This is a genomic window from Stenotrophomonas sp. EMP41 (assembly GCF_047495535.1).
GTDB lineage: Bacteria > Pseudomonadota > Gammaproteobacteria > Xanthomonadales > Xanthomonadaceae > Stenotrophomonas > Stenotrophomonas sepilia.
This window is the reverse complement of sequence record NZ_CP179923.1, coordinates 2,498,728-2,514,474: the sequence shown is the minus strand read 5'-3', so window position 1 is coordinate 2,514,474 and position 15,747 is coordinate 2,498,728. Positions and strand designations below refer to the sequence as shown.

General features: G+C 66.9%; 15 protein-coding genes. 9 read left to right on the top strand and 6 right to left on the bottom strand.

The window, feature by feature from the left end; translation table 11 throughout:
- The first annotated feature begins 4 nt into the window (after positions 1-4).
- The gene (locus tag ACMGRF_RS11585) at positions 5-709 is read left to right on the top strand and encodes a squalene/phytoene synthase family protein (RefSeq protein ID WP_164283465.1); all 705 of its coding nucleotides are present in this window, start codon (positions 5-7) and stop codon (positions 707-709) included.
- A gap of 94 nt (positions 710-803) precedes the next feature.
- Here ACMGRF_RS11585 and ACMGRF_RS11580 read toward each other — a convergent pair whose 3' ends face one another.
- The 3 genes from ACMGRF_RS11580 to yidD are packed head-to-tail and all read right to left on the bottom strand — an operon-like array spanning position 804 to position 3,254.
- Positions 804-1,652: a M23 family metallopeptidase gene (locus tag ACMGRF_RS11580; protein ID WP_005417727.1), complete on the bottom strand. Its 849-nt coding sequence runs from the start codon at positions 1,650-1,652 to the stop codon at positions 804-806.
- Positions 1,652-2,998 (bottom strand): dihydroorotase, encoded by a 1,347-nt coding sequence (locus ACMGRF_RS11575; RefSeq protein WP_049440389.1) that lies wholly within the window; start codon positions 2,996-2,998, stop codon positions 1,652-1,654. The genes ACMGRF_RS11580 and ACMGRF_RS11575 overlap by 1 nt, the downstream gene beginning before the upstream one ends.
- 1 nt (position 2,999) lies before the next feature.
- The gene (gene yidD / locus ACMGRF_RS11570) at positions 3,000-3,254 is read right to left on the bottom strand and encodes a membrane protein insertion efficiency factor YidD (protein WP_005417723.1); all 255 of its coding nucleotides are present in this window, start codon (positions 3,252-3,254) and stop codon (positions 3,000-3,002) included.
- 271 nt (positions 3,255-3,525) lie between these two features.
- Here yidD and dksA point away from each other — a divergent pair, with 271 nt between their 5' ends.
- The gene (gene dksA / locus ACMGRF_RS11565; protein WP_414485229.1) at positions 3,526-4,722 is read left to right on the top strand and encodes an RNA polymerase-binding protein DksA; all 1,197 of its coding nucleotides are present in this window, start codon (positions 3,526-3,528) and stop codon (positions 4,720-4,722) included.
- A gap of 371 nt (positions 4,723-5,093) precedes the next feature.
- Here the strand turns inward: dksA and ACMGRF_RS11560 are convergent, their stop codons facing one another.
- From ACMGRF_RS11560 to cysS, 3 genes are read right to left on the bottom strand one after another with little or no spacing between them, the layout of a single operon-like run.
- A complete protein-coding gene (locus ACMGRF_RS11560; protein ID WP_049412656.1) occupies positions 5,094-6,341 on the bottom strand; it encodes an MFS transporter in 1,248 nt (415 codons plus the stop codon).
- Complete coding sequence (locus tag ACMGRF_RS11555; protein ID WP_049412655.1) at positions 6,338-6,790, bottom strand: SufE family protein; 453 nt, start codon at positions 6,788-6,790, stop codon at positions 6,338-6,340. Before ACMGRF_RS11555 ends, ACMGRF_RS11560 begins: the two co-directional genes overlap by 4 nt.
- A 53-nt stretch (positions 6,791-6,843) precedes the next feature.
- On the bottom strand, positions 6,844-8,220 hold the full coding sequence (gene cysS, locus ACMGRF_RS11550) for a cysteine--tRNA ligase (protein WP_049440384.1): 1,377 nt from the start codon (positions 8,218-8,220) through the stop codon (positions 6,844-6,846).
- Between the two features lie 188 nt (positions 8,221-8,408).
- Between cysS and ACMGRF_RS11545 the strand changes: the two genes are divergently transcribed.
- From ACMGRF_RS11545 to argC, 7 genes are all read left to right on the top strand, one after another.
- Positions 8,409-8,972: a hypothetical protein gene (locus tag ACMGRF_RS11545; RefSeq protein ID WP_049412649.1), complete on the top strand. Its 564-nt coding sequence runs from the start codon at positions 8,409-8,411 to the stop codon at positions 8,970-8,972.
- A 333-nt stretch (positions 8,973-9,305) separates the two neighbouring features.
- Complete coding sequence (locus ACMGRF_RS11540; protein ID WP_049412647.1) at positions 9,306-10,316, top strand: N-acetylornithine carbamoyltransferase; 1,011 nt, start codon at positions 9,306-9,308, stop codon at positions 10,314-10,316.
- Positions 10,317-10,381: 65 nt separating this feature from the next.
- Positions 10,382-11,578: an argininosuccinate synthase gene (locus ACMGRF_RS11535; protein WP_049412645.1), complete on the top strand. Its 1,197-nt coding sequence runs from the start codon at positions 10,382-10,384 to the stop codon at positions 11,576-11,578.
- A gap of 109 nt (positions 11,579-11,687) precedes the next feature.
- Positions 11,688-12,776 carry an acetylornithine deacetylase gene (locus tag ACMGRF_RS11530; RefSeq protein WP_049412643.1) on the top strand — a complete coding sequence of 363 codons (1,089 nt, stop codon included), beginning with the start codon at positions 11,688-11,690 and terminating at the stop codon, positions 12,774-12,776.
- 76 nt (positions 12,777-12,852) lie between these two features.
- Positions 12,853-14,181: an acetylglutamate kinase gene (locus ACMGRF_RS11525; protein WP_099487286.1), complete on the top strand. Its 1,329-nt coding sequence runs from the start codon at positions 12,853-12,855 to the stop codon at positions 14,179-14,181.
- Between the two features lie 3 nt (positions 14,182-14,184).
- Positions 14,185-14,787 carry a GNAT family N-acetyltransferase gene (locus ACMGRF_RS11520; RefSeq protein WP_049412639.1) on the top strand — a complete coding sequence of 201 codons (603 nt, stop codon included), beginning with the start codon at positions 14,185-14,187 and terminating at the stop codon, positions 14,785-14,787.
- Complete coding sequence (gene argC / locus ACMGRF_RS11515) at positions 14,784-15,737, top strand: N-acetyl-gamma-glutamyl-phosphate reductase (RefSeq protein WP_049412636.1); 954 nt, start codon at positions 14,784-14,786, stop codon at positions 15,735-15,737. Before ACMGRF_RS11520 ends, argC begins: the two co-directional genes overlap by 4 nt.
- Positions 15,738-15,747: the final 10 nt, after the last annotated feature.

The following is a 15,747-nucleotide window of genomic DNA, read 5'->3' as shown; positions in this document are numbered from 1 at the left end:
CGTAGTGAGCAGTACCGCGCTGGACAGTTTCCTCGACAAGTGGCGCAGCCGTTGGCCGGAATGGTCGGTGGCCGCCCCGTTCGTGGCCGAACCGCAACGCGAGCTCGCAGTGGCGTGGTTTGCGCTGCTGCAGGAGTTCGACGACATGCTCAATACCAGCGGCGATCCGCTGCCGGCCGATGCCAAGCTGGCGTGGTGGGGCGAGGAACTGCGCAGCTGGGCAGGGCATCGTTCGCGCCATCCACTGGGCCGTCTGCTGGAGCCGGTGCGTGCGCCGTGGGTGCAATTGGCCGAAGCGCTGCCGGACCTCGTTGAAGCGCGTACCGTTGCGCTGGATGCAGCCGGTGCCGAGCGTGCGCTGGCCAATTACGCCGAGGCCGTGGCCGCAGTGGAAGCGGCCTTGTTTGCCGACAAGCCGCGCACCGGCGCCGGTCGTGCGGTGCAGCTGCAGACCCTGGCCCAGCGCCTGCAGGACGCCGGCGTGGCCGGTGTGCCGCGCAGCCTGTTGGACGGTGATGCCAGCACTGCCGCGCAGCGCTGGGCGCAGCATCTGTTGAAGGGGTGGGGTACCCGCGTGCCCGGCCCGCGCCCGCGGCGCGTGTGGTCGAGCCTGGCGCGCGCCCGCGTTGCCGCGCAGGCCGCAGGCAAGCCAATCGAAGCCACCCCGGTGCGCACGTTGCTGCGCGTGTGGTGGGCCGCGCGCGGCTGATCCAACTGCCTGGTAGTGCCGGCCGCCGGCCGCTGGCCGGCAGCTCGGGCACTGCAGAATTCGTGCGGTTGCCGGCCAGCGGCCGGCACTACCGTTATTTGCGCTCCAGCACCAGCAACGGGTCGATGCGGGTGTCGAACCAGTTCATGCCCCAGTGCAGGTGCGGGCCGGTGGCACGGCCGGTGGCGCCGACGGCAGCGATCACCTGGCCCTGCTCCACACGGTCGCCAACTTTTACGTCGATGCGCGACAGATGCAGGAAGTTGGAACTGACCCCGAAGCCGTGGTCGAGCAGCAGCGTGCCACCGGTCAGGTACAGGTCCGGGCCAGCGAAGGTCACGATGCCGGCCGCCGGCGCCTTCACCGGGGTGCCGGTCGGCACCGCGATGTCCATGCCGGAGTGACCGGCTCCCGGCTGCCCGTTGTAGACGCGCGCATTGCCGAAGCGGCCGCTGATGCGGCCCTGTACCGGCCAGATGAAGGTCTGGGTGAAGTCGGTGCGGTCGTCATCGCGGGCACGTGCGGCGGTCACCTGCGCCTGTTCGCGCTTGATCCGCTCGGCAATCGCCGCCGGCGGATTGACCGTCTTCGGTGGCACCCCATTGACCCGCTCGGTGGGCCAGTCGCGCGGCGTTACCGCAATGGTCGCCGTCTCGCTGCCACCATCGGGGCGTTGCACCTGTACCCGCAGCGGACCCTTTTCGTCGCGGCCGATGCCGAACACCACGCTGCCGTAGCCGCTCACCCGCAGCTGGCGGCCGGCGTACTGCACGCGACTGCCGGCGGGCACCTTGCCGATCACCAGCGCGCCCTGCGACGCACTGGCCGGGAACACCACGCGGCTGTCGATCAGGCTGCCGATGCCGTCCTGCGCCTGCGCCGGGGAAGAGGAAAACAGGGGCGCGGCCAGCAGCAGCGCCCCGATCATCAGTGCCGAACGCATCAGCGGTCGTAGGTCATGCGCTGGCCGGCGGGTTCACCCACCAGCTTGCTGCCGTCCCACACCAGCTGGCCGTTGACCCAGGTGGACGCCACGCGGGAACGGAAGGTGGTGCCTTCAAACGGCGACCAGCCGCACTTGGACAGCACGTCCTCGCGCTTGACGGTGAACGGCACGTCCTCCACCAGCACCAGGTCGGCAAAATAGCCTTCGCGCAGGAAGCCGCGTTCTTCCACGTCGAACAGCTGCGCCGGCGCATGTGCGAATTTCTGCACCACCTGCTCGCGGGTCAGCTTGCCTTCGTGCACCCGCTCCAGCGCGGCCACCAGCGCGTACTGCACCAGCGGCAGGCCCGACGGCGCCTGCGCGTAGGGCTTCTGCTTCTCCTCCCAGGTGTGCGGCGCGTGGTCAGTGGCCAGCACGTCCAGCACGTCATCGGCCAGCGCAGCGGTGATTGCCTCGCGGTCGGACACTTCCTTGATCGCCGGGTTGCACTTGATCAGGTTGCCCTTGGTCGCGTAGTCCGGGCGCGCGAAGTGCAGGAAGTGCACGCAGGTTTCGGCGGTGATCTGCTTGCGGCTGCCATCGGCGCGGATCAGCGGGCCCTTCTCGAACAGCGCCAGCTCGTCGGCGGTGGAGATGTGCAGTACGTGCAGGCGGGTGCCGTGCTTGCGTGCCAGCGACATCGCCAGGCGGGTCGACTTGATGCAGGCTTCGCGCGAACGGATGTCCGGGTGCATGTCCGGGGTCAGCGCATCGCCGTACTTTTCCTGGAAGGCCTTGAGGTTGGCATCGATCATCGGCGTGTCTTCGCAGTGCGTGATGATCGGGGTCGGGCATTCGCGGAAGATCGCGTCCAGCGTTTCCGGGTTGTCGACCAGCATGTTGCCGGTCGAAGCACCCATGAACACCTTCACGCCCGGGGCTTTCTTCGGGTCCAGCGCACGGATCGCGTCCAGGTTGTCATTGCTGGCGCCGTGGTAGAAGCCGTAGTTGGCCCAGGCGCGGCCGCGCGCGAGCTCGTACTTGGCTTCCAGGATGGTTGAATCCAGCGTCGGCGGGTTGGTGTTGGGCATGTCCATGAAGCTGGTCAGGCCACCGGCCACGGCGGCCGCCGATTCGCTGGCGATGTCGCCCTTGTGGGTCAGGCCCGGTTCGCGGAAGTGCACCTGGTCATCGATCATGCCGGGCAGCAGCCAGCGCCCGGCCGCGTCCACCACCTGCTCGCCGTTGCGCGGCGCCAGCCCGGCGCCGATCTGCGCAATGCGGCCGTTCTCGATGCGCAGGTCGCCGTCGAAGGTGCGGCCTTCGTTGACCATCCGGGCGTTGGTGATGAGGGTGGAGGACATGTCAGTGTTTTCCTGTGCAACGGCAAGAGGGGGCGTGGGTGGATTCGGGCACCGGATCGAAGCCGCCGGGGTGGAACGGATGGCAACGGCCCAGCCTGCGCGCAGCCAGCCAGCTGCCGCGCAGCGGCCCGTGCCGGGAGATGGCATCCATCGCGTATTCAGAACAGCTCGGCACGAAACGGCAGCGCGGCCCCAGCAGGGGGCTGATGAAGCGCTTGTAGAAGCGCAGCAGGGCAATGAGCAGGCGCGAGATCACCCAGTCATCTTATGCCAGTTGGCATGAAGGCCGCATTTGTGCAGGATGGGGCGTTGGTCGCATGTCGCCGATGGCCTGCGACCGGTACCAGCACCGTCGGGTGCTGGCCAGGTTCCGTACCGCGCAAGGCGGTCCGTGTTCGTCGGACTGCCCATTGGGCGCCTTGGCTCCAGGACTGAATGGAGCAGGGTGCCGAGGTTGCTGCTGCGGGTCGGGTAGGCTATAAAGGCCCGCTTTCCCGGGCCCCGGGGAATCCAAGGAAGAGCGTTTCGTGGCTGCTAAAAAAACTGCAAAGAAGGCCGCAACGGCCGCCAAGAAAACCGCCAAGCCTGTTGTGAAGAAGTTGGCGGCAAAGCCCGTTGCCAAGAAGCCGGCCAGCAAGCCGGCGACCAAGGCAGCGTCCTCGCAACCGGCGGCCAGGAAGGCCACCGCAAAGAAAACGCCGGTCAAGGCAACCAAGCCGGTGGCGAAGAAGGCCGCTGCGCCCGCCAAGGCCAAGCCAGCCGCTGCCAGCAAGAAGGCGCCGGTGAAGAAAGCCGCCGCCAAGCCGGTGGCCAAGAAGGCCGCCGCCAAGCCAGCGCCGAAGGCGGTGGTGAAGAAGGCTGCAGCCAAGCCGGTCGCCAAGCCCGTGGCAAAGAAGGTCGCTGCGGCTAAACCGGCCGCCACGCCTGCCGCTGTAAAGAAGGTTGCCAAGAACGTTGCCGCGCCGGCCGCAAAGCCGACCCCGGCGCCAGTAGTGAAGTCCGCACCGAAGCCTGCTGCCAAGCCGGCTCCGGCCAAGCCTGTCCCGGCCAAGACCGTGGCAGTGGCGGCAGCCCAACCGGCCTCAACGCCGGCCCCGGCCGCCGCTCCTGTCGCTTCGAAGGCCCCGCAATCCAAGAATCCCGTGCCCGTTTCGAAATCGCCTGCCAAAACCGCCGTGAAATCCGATTCCGCCCCGAAGACCGTGTCGCGCCCTGTCGGCAAGGTTGCCGTGGCCGTCGCCGCCCGCTCGGCAGCACCGGCCCCGCGCAGCAAGTACAAGGTGGTCGAGTACAAGACCGACGAGGCCACTGGCCGCCCGATCCTGCCGGCTGGCTACAAGCCGTCCTCGGAAGAGGAATACATGAGCCCGCTGCAGCAGGAGTATTTCCGCCAGCGCCTGCAGAACTGGCGCGCGGACCTGGTGGAAGAGTCCAAGCAGACCATCGAGAACCTGCGCGAGGAAGTGCGTGACATCGGCGACGAAGCCGAGCGTGCGACCCGCGAGACCGAGAACTCGCTGGAACTGCGTACCCGCGACCGCTACCGCAAGCTGATCGGCAAGATCGACAGCACCCTGAAGCGCCTGGAAGCCGGCGACTACGGGTACTGCGTCGACACCGGCGAAGAAATCGGCCTGGAGCGCCTGGAGGCGCGCCTGACCGCCGAACGCACCATCGACGCCCAGGAGCGTTGGGAGCACCTGCAGAAGCAGCAGGGCGACTGATTCCAGTTCGTTGTCTGGTCATGCGAAAAACCCGGCCTCGGCCGGGTTTTTTGTTGGGGGATCGTTGGTGCGCGATCGTGGCTGGCACGGGCAGTTGTGGCCGTTGACTTGGGTCCGCCTTGTAGCGAGCCGAGCACCGCAGGGGAATCGGGGGCGAAGAGGCGCCGCTGTTTGAGCGCAGCGAGTTCGGCGCCGTCCCCTAATTCACCGAGGAGCGCAGGGCACCGGTGCGCAGCACCGGCTCGCGGATGGCGGCGCGTTTCTTTGGTTACTTTCTTTGCGCGCGCAAAGAAAGTGACAAACCCATTCATCGAGGGAAAGTGACGTGGCCAGTCAAACGCCCGGCGCCGCCGAACGCGCTCTCCGCGGGGTCACTGCAGATCACGCAAATTCAGTTTCCGCAGCGTCGGGTTCTTCCACGCGGTGATCCCGGCCACGCTCAGCACTGCAAACCCACCCAGCACCACTGCAGGCACCAGCCCCAGCAGACGGGCCATCGTGCCGGCATAGAACGCGCCCAGCTCGTTGGACGAACTGATGAAGATGCCGTTGATCGACGACACCCGTCCGCGCATTTCTTCCGGCGTGGCCAACTGCAGGATGGTCGAGCGGATCACCACCGAGACGCCATCGAACGCGCCGTAGAACAGCAGGATCAGCGCCGACAGCCAGAAGTGCTGCGACAACCCGAAGCTGATCACGCACAGGCCGAAGCCGGCGACCGCAAACAGCAGCACGCGGCCGGCATTGCGGTGCAGCGGGTGGCGCGCCAGCCACAGGCCCACGCACACCGAGCCCAGCGCCGGCATCGCGCGCAGGATGCCGAGGCCTTCCGGGCCGTGGTGCAGGATCTCGTGCAGGAATGCCGGCAGCATCGCCACCACGCCGCCCAGCAGCACCGAGAACATGTCCAGCGCCATCGCGCCGACCATGATCCGGTTGCCGACCACGAAGCGCGCGCCTTCAGCGATGCTCTTGAAGATCGGGGCGGCCGGACCGGTATGCACCGGTTCTTCCACCTTCAGCGTGGCCAGGCAGGCCATGGCCACCAGCGCGAAAGCGGTGGCCACTGCGTAGGACAGGCCCTTGCCACCGACGCCGACCAGCACGCCACCCAGTGCCGGGCCGGCGATCATGCCGGCCTGGAACACCACCGCGCCCAGGCCGGCGCCACGGGCAAACTGGTCACGGGCCAGCACGCGGGCGAACAAGGCGTTGTAGATCGGCGACAGGAAGGCGCGGACCATGCCGGTCAGCGCGATGGCCGCATAGATCGGCCACACGCCGTCAATCGGCAGCCAGCCCATGGCAACGCTGGTCAATACCAGTGCAGTGGCGATCAGCCCGCAACAGGCGACCATGCCCAGCCGACGGCGCGGCAGGTGATCCACCAGGTAACCGGCGAACGGAGCCACGCAGAAGAACGGCACGACCTCGGCCAGGCCGATCAGGCCCAGCGAGAACGGATTTCGGGTGACTTCGTAGATGTGCCAGCCGACGGTGACCGCGACCACCTGGTAGGACAGCATCGCGAAGATGCGGTAGGCCAGCAGCCTGGCGAAACCGGGGCGGGACAGCAGGCCCAGTGCACTGTCTTCGGCTGTGGCGGGTTCGCTCACGGCGGGTCGCGCTGCAGCTGCGCCTGCGCCGTCTCACGGATGAAGGCCAGCATCGCCGCCACACCATTGCTGCGGGTGGGCGAGAGGTGGCGGGCCAGGCCGATGTCCTGGATGTAGCTCGGTTCGGTGGCCAGAATCTCCTGCGCCGAGCGCCCGGAGTACACGCGCAGGGCCAGGAAGATCAGGCCGGAGACAATCGCCGAATCGCTGATGGCATGGAAGCGCAGCGACTGCGCGTTGCCTTCGGGCACGATCCAGACCATCGACTGGCAGCCGAGCAGGCGATGCTCTTCGGTCTTCCATTCTTCCGGGAAGGGCGGCAGCTTGCGGCCGAGGTCGATCAGGTACTGGTAGCGCTCGGACCAGTCGCCGAAGAAGCCGAATTCCTCGGCGATGGCGGCCTGGGCCTCGGCGGCGGTGGGTTCAAGCGGGAACGGGGAGTCGGTCACAACAGTCTCTACGGTGGGGCGTGGCCGGCGGACCGGCCACGGGGCAGGGCAGGTCAGCTGCGCTTGCGCGACCAGCGAACGCCCTGCGGGGTGTCATCCAGCACGATACCTTCGGCGGCCAGCTGGTCGCGGATGGCGTCGGCACGGGCGAAGTCGCGTGCCTTCTTGGCCGCGGCGCGCTCGTCGATCAGGCCCTGGACGCGGGCATCGTCGTCCTCGTCGCCCGCTGCGGTGCCGAACCACTGCGCCGGGTCGGCCTGCAGCAGGCCCAGCACCAGGCCCGCACCGAGCAGCTCGCCCTTCAGCCGCGCCTGTTCGGCCGGGTCGGTGGCACGACGCGCGTCGGCGGCGATGCGGGCCACTTCGGCCAGCGCCTGGGGTGTGTTGAGATCGTCGTCCAGGGTCGCTTCGACGCTGGCGGGGATCACTGCCGTGGCCTCGATCGACGCCAGTTCGCGCAGGGTGCCGTACAGGCGGTCCAGGGTGCGCACCGATTGTTCGATCAGCGCATCAGACCAGTCCAGTGGCTGCCGGTAGTGGGCCGACAGCAGGGCCAGGCGCAGCGCTTCCGGCGGATGCTGGCGCACCAGGTCGTGCACGCGCTCGATGTTGCCCAGCGACTTGCTCATCTTGGCGCCGCCGAAGTTGAGCATGCCGTTGTGCAGCCAGAAGCGGGCGAAGATCTTGCCGCCGTGGGCGCATTCGCTCTGCGCAAGCTCGTTCTCGTGGTGCGGGAACTGCAGGTCGACGCCGCCGGCATGGATGTCGATGGTCTCACCCAGGTGAGCCGCCGCCATCGCCGAGCACTCGATGTGCCAGCCCGGGCGGCCACGGCCCCAGGGCGATTCCCAGCCGGGCAGGTCGTCGCTGGACGGCTTCCACAGCACGAAATCACCCGGGTCGCGCTTGTACGGGGCCACGTCGACGCGGGCGCCGGCCAGCATTTCGTCGGGGTCGCGGCGCGAGAGCTTGCCGTAGCCGTCGAAGCTGGCCACCGCGAACAGCACGTGACCCTCGGCGGCGTAGGCATGACCATTGGCGATCAGCTGCTCGATCATGGTGATGATCTGCGGAATGTGCGCGGTCACCTCCGGCTCGATGTCCGGCGGCACCACGCCCAGCGCGGCCATGTCTTCACGGTAGGCGGCGGCGAACTTGCCGGTGATGGTGCTGATCGGCACGCCCTGCTCGCGCGCGGCGGTGTTGATCTTGTCGTCCACGTCGGTGATGTTGCGGGCGTAGCGCAGCGCGCCGAAACGGCGCCGCAGCAGATCGGCCAGCACCCCGAACACCACCGGGCCACGGGCGTTGCCGATGTGCACGTAGTTGTAGACCGTGGGGCCGCACACATACAGGGTCGGACAGGCCGGGTCGAGCGGAGTGAACGGTTCGAGCTGGCGAGTCAGGTTGTTGTGCAGGCGCAGGGTCATGGGGCTGTGGCTGGGGGACAAGCCTGTGATTTTAGAACGTGTCGGACCCCTTTGGGGGCACTGGCTGCCACCGGTGGACGCCGGGTCCGTCCAGGGTGGGGTGGGCAGGAGCGGCGTGGACGGGTAATGTTCAGCCCCTTGCGCTCGCCACTGCCTACACTATTGCCGTGTCCTTGCTCCCGTCGCCAATGAAATCCACCGCGTTGCTGACCCTGGCCTGCCTGTCGGCGCTGCCCGCCGTGGTGCTGGCCCAGGAGGCCGAGCCCCGCAACCGGGTGGTGATCGTGGAGAACGTGAAGTTCGACTACGCCCAGGTGCTGAACGTCGAGCCGGTGTTCCAGACCCTGCGCGCGACCCGTACCGAGGAGCACTGCGAGCCGGTGTCGACCCGGACCCTGGCCCCGGTGAACGTGACCGGCGAGGAGCCGGTCGAGGACAAGGGCCGGATCAGCCGCTTCTGGGATTCGGTGCGCTCGATGTTCAAGCGCAGCGACGAGGAGGCCGTTGAGGAGGTCGGAACCGAGTCGCCGGCCCCGGCGCCGGCCAACAACGGCCCCATGCTGACCCGCGACTGCCGCATCGTGCCGGTGGGGCGTGAATTCCGCCGGCCCATCGCCTACGACGTGGATTACGTCTACAAGGGCACCAAGTACCGCTCGCGGCTGCCGGAAGACCCCGGCAACCGGCTCAAGATCCGGGTGTCGATCACGCCCTGGGTCGGCCCCGAGCAGGGTTCGGCCGGCAATCCCTGATTCTGCGCCCCCAACCCCTTGCGCCGGCCCCGGCCGCATGCAAAGATGGTTGACCATGAAGCTCACCGACTTCCAGCACGACAGCAGCGCAGCCCGACAGGCGTCTGGCATGACCTCGCGTGCGCGTCGACCGGAACCCCACATTCTCGCTGGGTAACCGGAGCTTTTTGCTGTTCGTCCGAAAAAAACCCAGCCCGCCGGCTGGGTTTTTTCGTTTTCGCGCTTCAAGAATGCATGTCCTGAAAGCTGCAACTGCAACCTTTTCGTTTCACCTTTGCTTCCTGTTTTCCCTTCCACCGCGTCGAACCCGGCGCCGCCTCGCAAGGAAAGATGATGTCCCCCAAGCACTTCCTGAACACCCAGGACTGGAGCCGCAGCGATCTCGACGCGCTGCTCACCCAGGCCGCGCTGTTCAAGCGCAACAAGCTCGGCGACCAGCTCAAGGGCAAGTCGATCGCGCTGGTGTTCTTCAACCCGTCCATGCGCACCCGCACCAGCTTCGAGCTCGGCGCATTCCAGCTCGGCGCCCACGCGGTGGTGCTGCAGCCGGGCAAGGACGCGTGGCCGATCGAGTTCAACCTCGGCACGGTGATGGACGGCGACACCGAAGAGCACATCGCTGAAGTGGCCAAGGTGCTGGGCCGCTACTGCGACATCATCGCCGTGCGCGCGTTTCCCAAGTTCATCGACTGGGCCTACGACCGCCAGGACATCGTCCTCAACAGCTTCGCCAGGTACTCGCCGGTGCCGGTCATCAACATGGAGACCATCACCCACCCGTGCCAGGAGCTGGCCCACATCATGGCCCTGCAGGAGCACTTCGGCACCCAGGACCTGCGTGGCAAGAAGTACGTGCTGACCTGGACCTACCACCCCAAGCCGCTGAACACCGCCGTGGCCAATTCGGCGCTGACCATCGCCACCCGCATGGGCATGGACGTGACCCTGCTGTGCCCGACCGCCGACTACATCCTCGACGACCGCTACATGGGCTGGGCCGAGCAGAACGTGGCCGAGAGCGGTGGTTCGCTGAAGATCAGCCATGACATCGACAGCGCCTATGCCGGCGCCGACGTGGTCTACGCCAAGAGCTGGGGCGCGCTGCCGTTCTTCGGCAACTGGGAACCGGAAAAGCCGATCCGCGATCAGTTCAAGCACTTCATCGTCGACGAACGCAAGATGGCGCTGACCAACAACGGTGTGTTCAGCCACTGCCTCCCGCTGCGCCGCAACGTGAAAGCCACCGATGCGGTGATGGATTCGCCGCAGTGCATCGCCATCAACGAAGCCGAGAACCGCCTGCACGTGCAGAAGGCGATCATGGCCGCGGTTGCCGGGCGCTGATTTTCTTGATCGAGCATCAGTCGAGCATGGCTCGACTCTACATAACCTGATTGGACCTGACCCCCATGAGCAACAAAGACGTCGTTCTCGCCTTCTCCGGCGGCCTGGATACCAGCTTCTGCGTGCCCTACCTGCAGGAGCGCGGCTACAACGTGCACACCGTGTTCGCCGACACCGGCGGCGTGGATGATGAGGAGCGCGATTTCATCGAGAAGCGTGCCGCCGAGCTGGGCGTGACCAGCCATGTCACCGTCAATGGTGGCCCGGCCATCTGGGAAGGCTTCGTCAAGCCGTTCGTGTGGGCCGGCGAAGGCTACCAGGGCCAGTACCCGCTGCTGGTCTCGGACCGCTACCTGATCGTCGATGCCGCGCTGAAGCGTGCTGCCGAGCTGGGTACCAACATCATCGCCCACGGCTGCACCGGCATGGGCAACGACCAGGTCCGCTTCGACCTGGCCGTGAAAGCACTGGGCGACTACCAGATCATCGCGCCGATCCGCGAGATCCAGAAGGAACACACCCAGACCCGCGCCTACGAGCAGAAGTACCTGGAAGCGCGTGGCTTCGGCGTGCGCGCCAAGCAGCAGGCCTACACCATCAACGAGAACCTGCTGGGCGTGACCATGTCCGGCGGCGAGATCGACCGTTGGGAAGCCCCGGGCGAGGGCGCCCGTGGCTGGTGCGCACCGCGCAGCGAGTGGCCGGAGCAGGCGCTGACCGTCACCCTGAAGTTCGTTGAAGGCGAAGCGGTTGAACTGAACGGCAAGGCGCTGCCGGGCGACCAGATCCTGGCCCAGCTCAACAAGCTGTTTGCCCCGTACGGTGTTGGCCGCGGCGTCTACACCGGCGACACCGTGATCGGCCTGAAGGGTCGCATCGTGTTCGAGGCCCCGGGCCTGGTCTCGCTGCTGGCCGCGCACCGCGCGCTGGAAGATGCGGTGCTGACCAAGCAGCAGAACCGCTTCAAGCCGGACGTGGCACGCAAGTGGGTGGAGCTGGTGTACGAAGGCTTCTACCACGACCCGCTGAAGACCGACATCGAAGCGTTCCTGAAGTCCTCGCAGGCCAAGGTCAACGGCGAAGTGGTGCTGGAAACCCGCGGTGGCCGCGTCGACGCGGTGGCGGTGAAGTCGCCGCACCTGCTCAACACCAAGGGTGCCACCTACGCGCAGTCGGCCGACTGGGGCGTGGAGGAGGCCGAAGGCTTCATCAAGCTGTTCGGCATGAGCTCCACCGTTTACGCGCAGGTCAACCGCGGTTGACCTGTGACGGTAGTGCCGGCCGCTGGCCGGCTCGTGGCACGGCTGGATCATTGCGCAGCCGGCCAGCGGCCGGCACTACCGATTTCGAACCCTACGGATATTCAGACACATGCTTGAACAGACGCTCGATCACCTGCAGGCGCTGGTGTCCTTCGACACCCGCAACCCGCCGCGTGCGATCACCACCGGTGGCATCTTCGATTACCTGCGCGCGAACCTGCCCGGCTTCAACGTCGAGGTGATCGACCATGGCGCCGGTGCGGTCAGCCTGTACGCCGTGCGTGGGACGCCGAAGTACCTGTTCAACGTGCACCTGGATACCGTGCCGGACTCGCCGCACTGGAGTGCCGATCCGCATGTGATGCGCCGCCTGGACGACCGCGTGGTCGGCCTGGGCGTGTGTGACATCAAGGGCGCCGCCGCTGCGCTGGTGGCGGCGGCCAATGCCAGCGATGGCGATGCCGCGTTCCTGTTCTCCAGCGACGAGGAAGCCAACGACCCGCGCTGCATCGCTGCATTCCTGGCGCGTGGCCTGCCGTATGAAGCCGTACTCGTTGCCGAACCGACCATGAGCGAAGCGGTGCTGGCGCACCGTGGCATCAGTTCGGTGCTGATGCAGTTCGCCGGCCGTGCCGGCCATGCGTCGGGCAAGCAGGATGCGGCTGCCAGCGCATTGCACCAGGCCATGCGCTGGGGCAATCGCGCGCTGGATCATGTGGAATCGCTGGCCTCGGCCCGCTTCGGTGGGCTGACCGGTCTGCGCTTCAACATCGGTCGCGTCGAAGGCGGTATCAAGGCCAACATGATCGCACCGGCTGCTGAGGTGCGCTTCGGGTTCCGCCCGCTGCCGTCGATGGACATCGATGGCCTGCTGGCGACCTTCGCCGGTTTCGCCGAGCCGGAAGCCGCCGTGTTCACCGAGACGTTCCGTGGTCCCAGCCTGCCCGCCGGTGACATCGCCGAAGCTGAGAACCGCCGCCTGCTGGCGCGCGACGTGGCCGATGCGCTGGAGCTGCCGATCGGCAATGCCGTGGATTTCTGGACCGAGGCGTCGCTGTTCTCGGCCGCTGGCTACACCACACTGGTATTCGGCCCGGGTGACATCGCCCAGGCCCACACCGCCGATGAGTTCGTGACGCTGGACCAGTTGCAGCGCTATACCCACGCCGTGCACCGGATCATCGCCGCCGGCGCCTGATCGACCCCACAACGCCGCCATGCCCCGGGCGTGGCGGAACTGCAACGCGGCGACCGCCGCCTGTGACGAAACCGAAATGTCTCCTGCCCTCCAGCCCCACCGCCAGACCCGCCAGACCATCGTGCGCCTGCTTTCCAGCATGGCCAGCGCGAAGGAGATCAGCCAGTACCTCAAGCGCTTCTCGCAGCTGGATGCCAAGCGCTTCGCCGTGGTCAAGGTCGGCGGCGCGGTGCTGCGCGACGATCTCGACGCGCTGACCTCTTCGCTGTCGTTCCTGCAGGAAGTCGGGCTGACCCCGATCGTGCTGCACGGCGCCGGCCCGCAGCTGGATGCCGAGCTGTCGGCGGCCGGCATCGAGAAGCAGACCGTGAACGGCCTGCGCGTGACGTCGCCGGAAGCATTGGCGATCGTGCGCCGGGTGTTCCAGCAGTCCAACCTGCGCCTGGTCGAGGCGCTGCAGCAGAACGGCGCACGTGCCACCTCGATCACCGGTGGCGTGTTCGAGGCCGAGTACCTGGACGTGGACACCTACGGCCTGGTCGGCGAGGTGAAGAAGGTCAACCTGGCACCGATCGAGGCCAGCCTGCGTGCCGGCTCGATCCCGGTCATCACCAGCCTGGGTGAAACCGCCGGTGGCCAGATCCTCAACGTCAACGCCGACTTTGCCGCCAACGAGCTGGTGCAGGAACTGCAGCCGTACAAGATCATCTTCCTGACCGGCACCGGTGGCCTGCTGGACGAGGCGGGCAACGTGATCGATTCGATCAACCTGTCCACCGAATACGATCACCTGATCGCGCAGCCGTGGATCCACGGCGGCATGAAGGTGAAGATCGAACAGATCAAGGACCTGCTCGACCGCCTGCCGCTGGAGTCGTCGGTGTCGATCACGCGTCCGGCCGACCTGGCCAAGGAACTGTTCACCCACAAGGGCTCGGGCACGCTGGTGCGCAAGGGTGAGAAAGTGCTGCGCGCCACCGCCTGGAACGAGCTTGACCTGCCGCGGCTGAAGGGCCTGATCGAATCCAGCTTCGGCCGCACCCTGGTGCCGGACTACTTCGAAAAGACCAAGCTGCTGCGCGCCTATGTCAGCGAGAACTACCGCACTGCGGTGATCCTCACCGACGAGGCCGAAGGCGTGTACCTGGACAAGTTCGCTGTGCTCGACGACGCGCAGGGTGAAGGCCTGGGGCGTGCGGTCTGGAACGTGATGCTGGAGGAGACCCCGCAGCTGTTCTGGCGCTCGCGCCACGGCAACCCGATCAACCACTTCTACTACGCCGAGTCCGATGGCTGCTACAAGCAGGACCATTGGAAAGTGTTCTGGTTCGGCGCCGATGGCATCGACCGGATCAAGACCTATGTCGATCATTGCGCGCAGCGCGCACCGAGCCTGCAGGGCTGAGCGATGACCAATCTTGACGCTTGGAATACGGTGCCTACCCTGCGCGGCCAGCATGTGACGCTGCAGCCGCTTCAGCTTGAGCATGTCCCCGGCCTGCGCGCTGCCCTCGAAGGCAGTGGCCTGGACCAGCTCTGGTACACCCAGGTGCCGTCACCGGAGCGGGCCGAGGCCTATGTGCAGGCCGCGCTGCAGGCACAGGCCGAAGGAAAGGTGCTGCCCTTCGTGATCCGCGATGCAGCGGGTGAGATCATCGGCAGTACGCGCTTCTACGACATGGATGCCAGCGTGCCCAGGCTCAGCCTCGGCTACACTTGGTACACGCCGCGCGTACAGCGCACCGGCGCCAACACCGAAGCCAAGCTGTTGCTGCTGCAGCACGCCTTCGAGGCCATGGGCTGCATCAGCGTGGTGCTGGAAACCAGCTGGTTCAACGTCACCTCGCGCACCGCGATCGCGCGCCTGGGCGCCAAGCAGGATGGCGTGCTGCGTAACCACAAGCGGCATGCCGATGGCACGCCGCGGGACACCGTCATCTTCTCCATCATCGATGCGGAATGGCAGGGCGTGAAGCGCCACCTGCAGTACCGCCTGGACAGTCACGCATGAACGATTCGACTTTTACCCTGGGCATCGTCGGTGCCCGCGGCCATACCGGCGCCGAGCTGATCAAGCTGGTGGCCGCCCACCCGCGGCTGAAGCTGGCCTTCGTCTCTTCGCGCGAGCGCGCCGGGCAGCGCCTGTCCGACCACCACCCGGAATTCCAGGGCGAGCTGCAGTACGAAAACCTGGACGCCGATGCAGTGGCGGCCAAGGGGGTGGACGCGGTGATCCTGGCCCTGCCCAACGGCCTGGCCGCGCCGTTCGTGGCCGCGCTGGAGGCGGCGAAGGCGGACACCGTCATCGTCGACCTCTCGGCCGACTACCGCTTCGACAACAGCTGGTACTACGGCCTGCCGGAGCTGACCCGCGGCCGCTACAACGGCCAGACGCACATCAGCAACCCGGGCTGCTATGCCACGGCGATGCAGCTGGCGGTGCATCCGCTGCTGGACCTGCTGGCCGGTCCGCCGCAGTGCTTCGGTGTGTCCGGATACTCCGGCGCCGGTACTACGCCGTCGGACAAGAACAACGTCGAACTGCTGGCCGACAATCTGATGCCGTATGCGCTGACCAACCACGTGCACGAGCGCGAGGTGTCGGTGCAGCTGGGCGTGGCCGTGGAATTCATGCCGCACGTCGCGCCGCACTTCCGGGGCATCACGCTGACCGCCAACCTGTGGCTGAACCGCGTGCAGACCCGCGAGCAGATCGTCGAACGCTTCCAGCAGGCCTATGCCGGCGAACCGCTGATCGAGGTGGTGGACGAGGCGCCGTGGGTCAGCCGCATCGCCGGCCGCCACGGTGCCCAGGTCGGTGGCTTCACGCTCGCGCCGGGCGGCAAGCGCGTGGTCGTGGTGGCAACCCTGGACAACCTGCTGAAGGGCGCAGCCACCCAGGCCATGCAGAACCTCAACCTCGCCCTGGGCATCGACGAACTGACGTCGATCCCGCACTGAACCCGCCTTC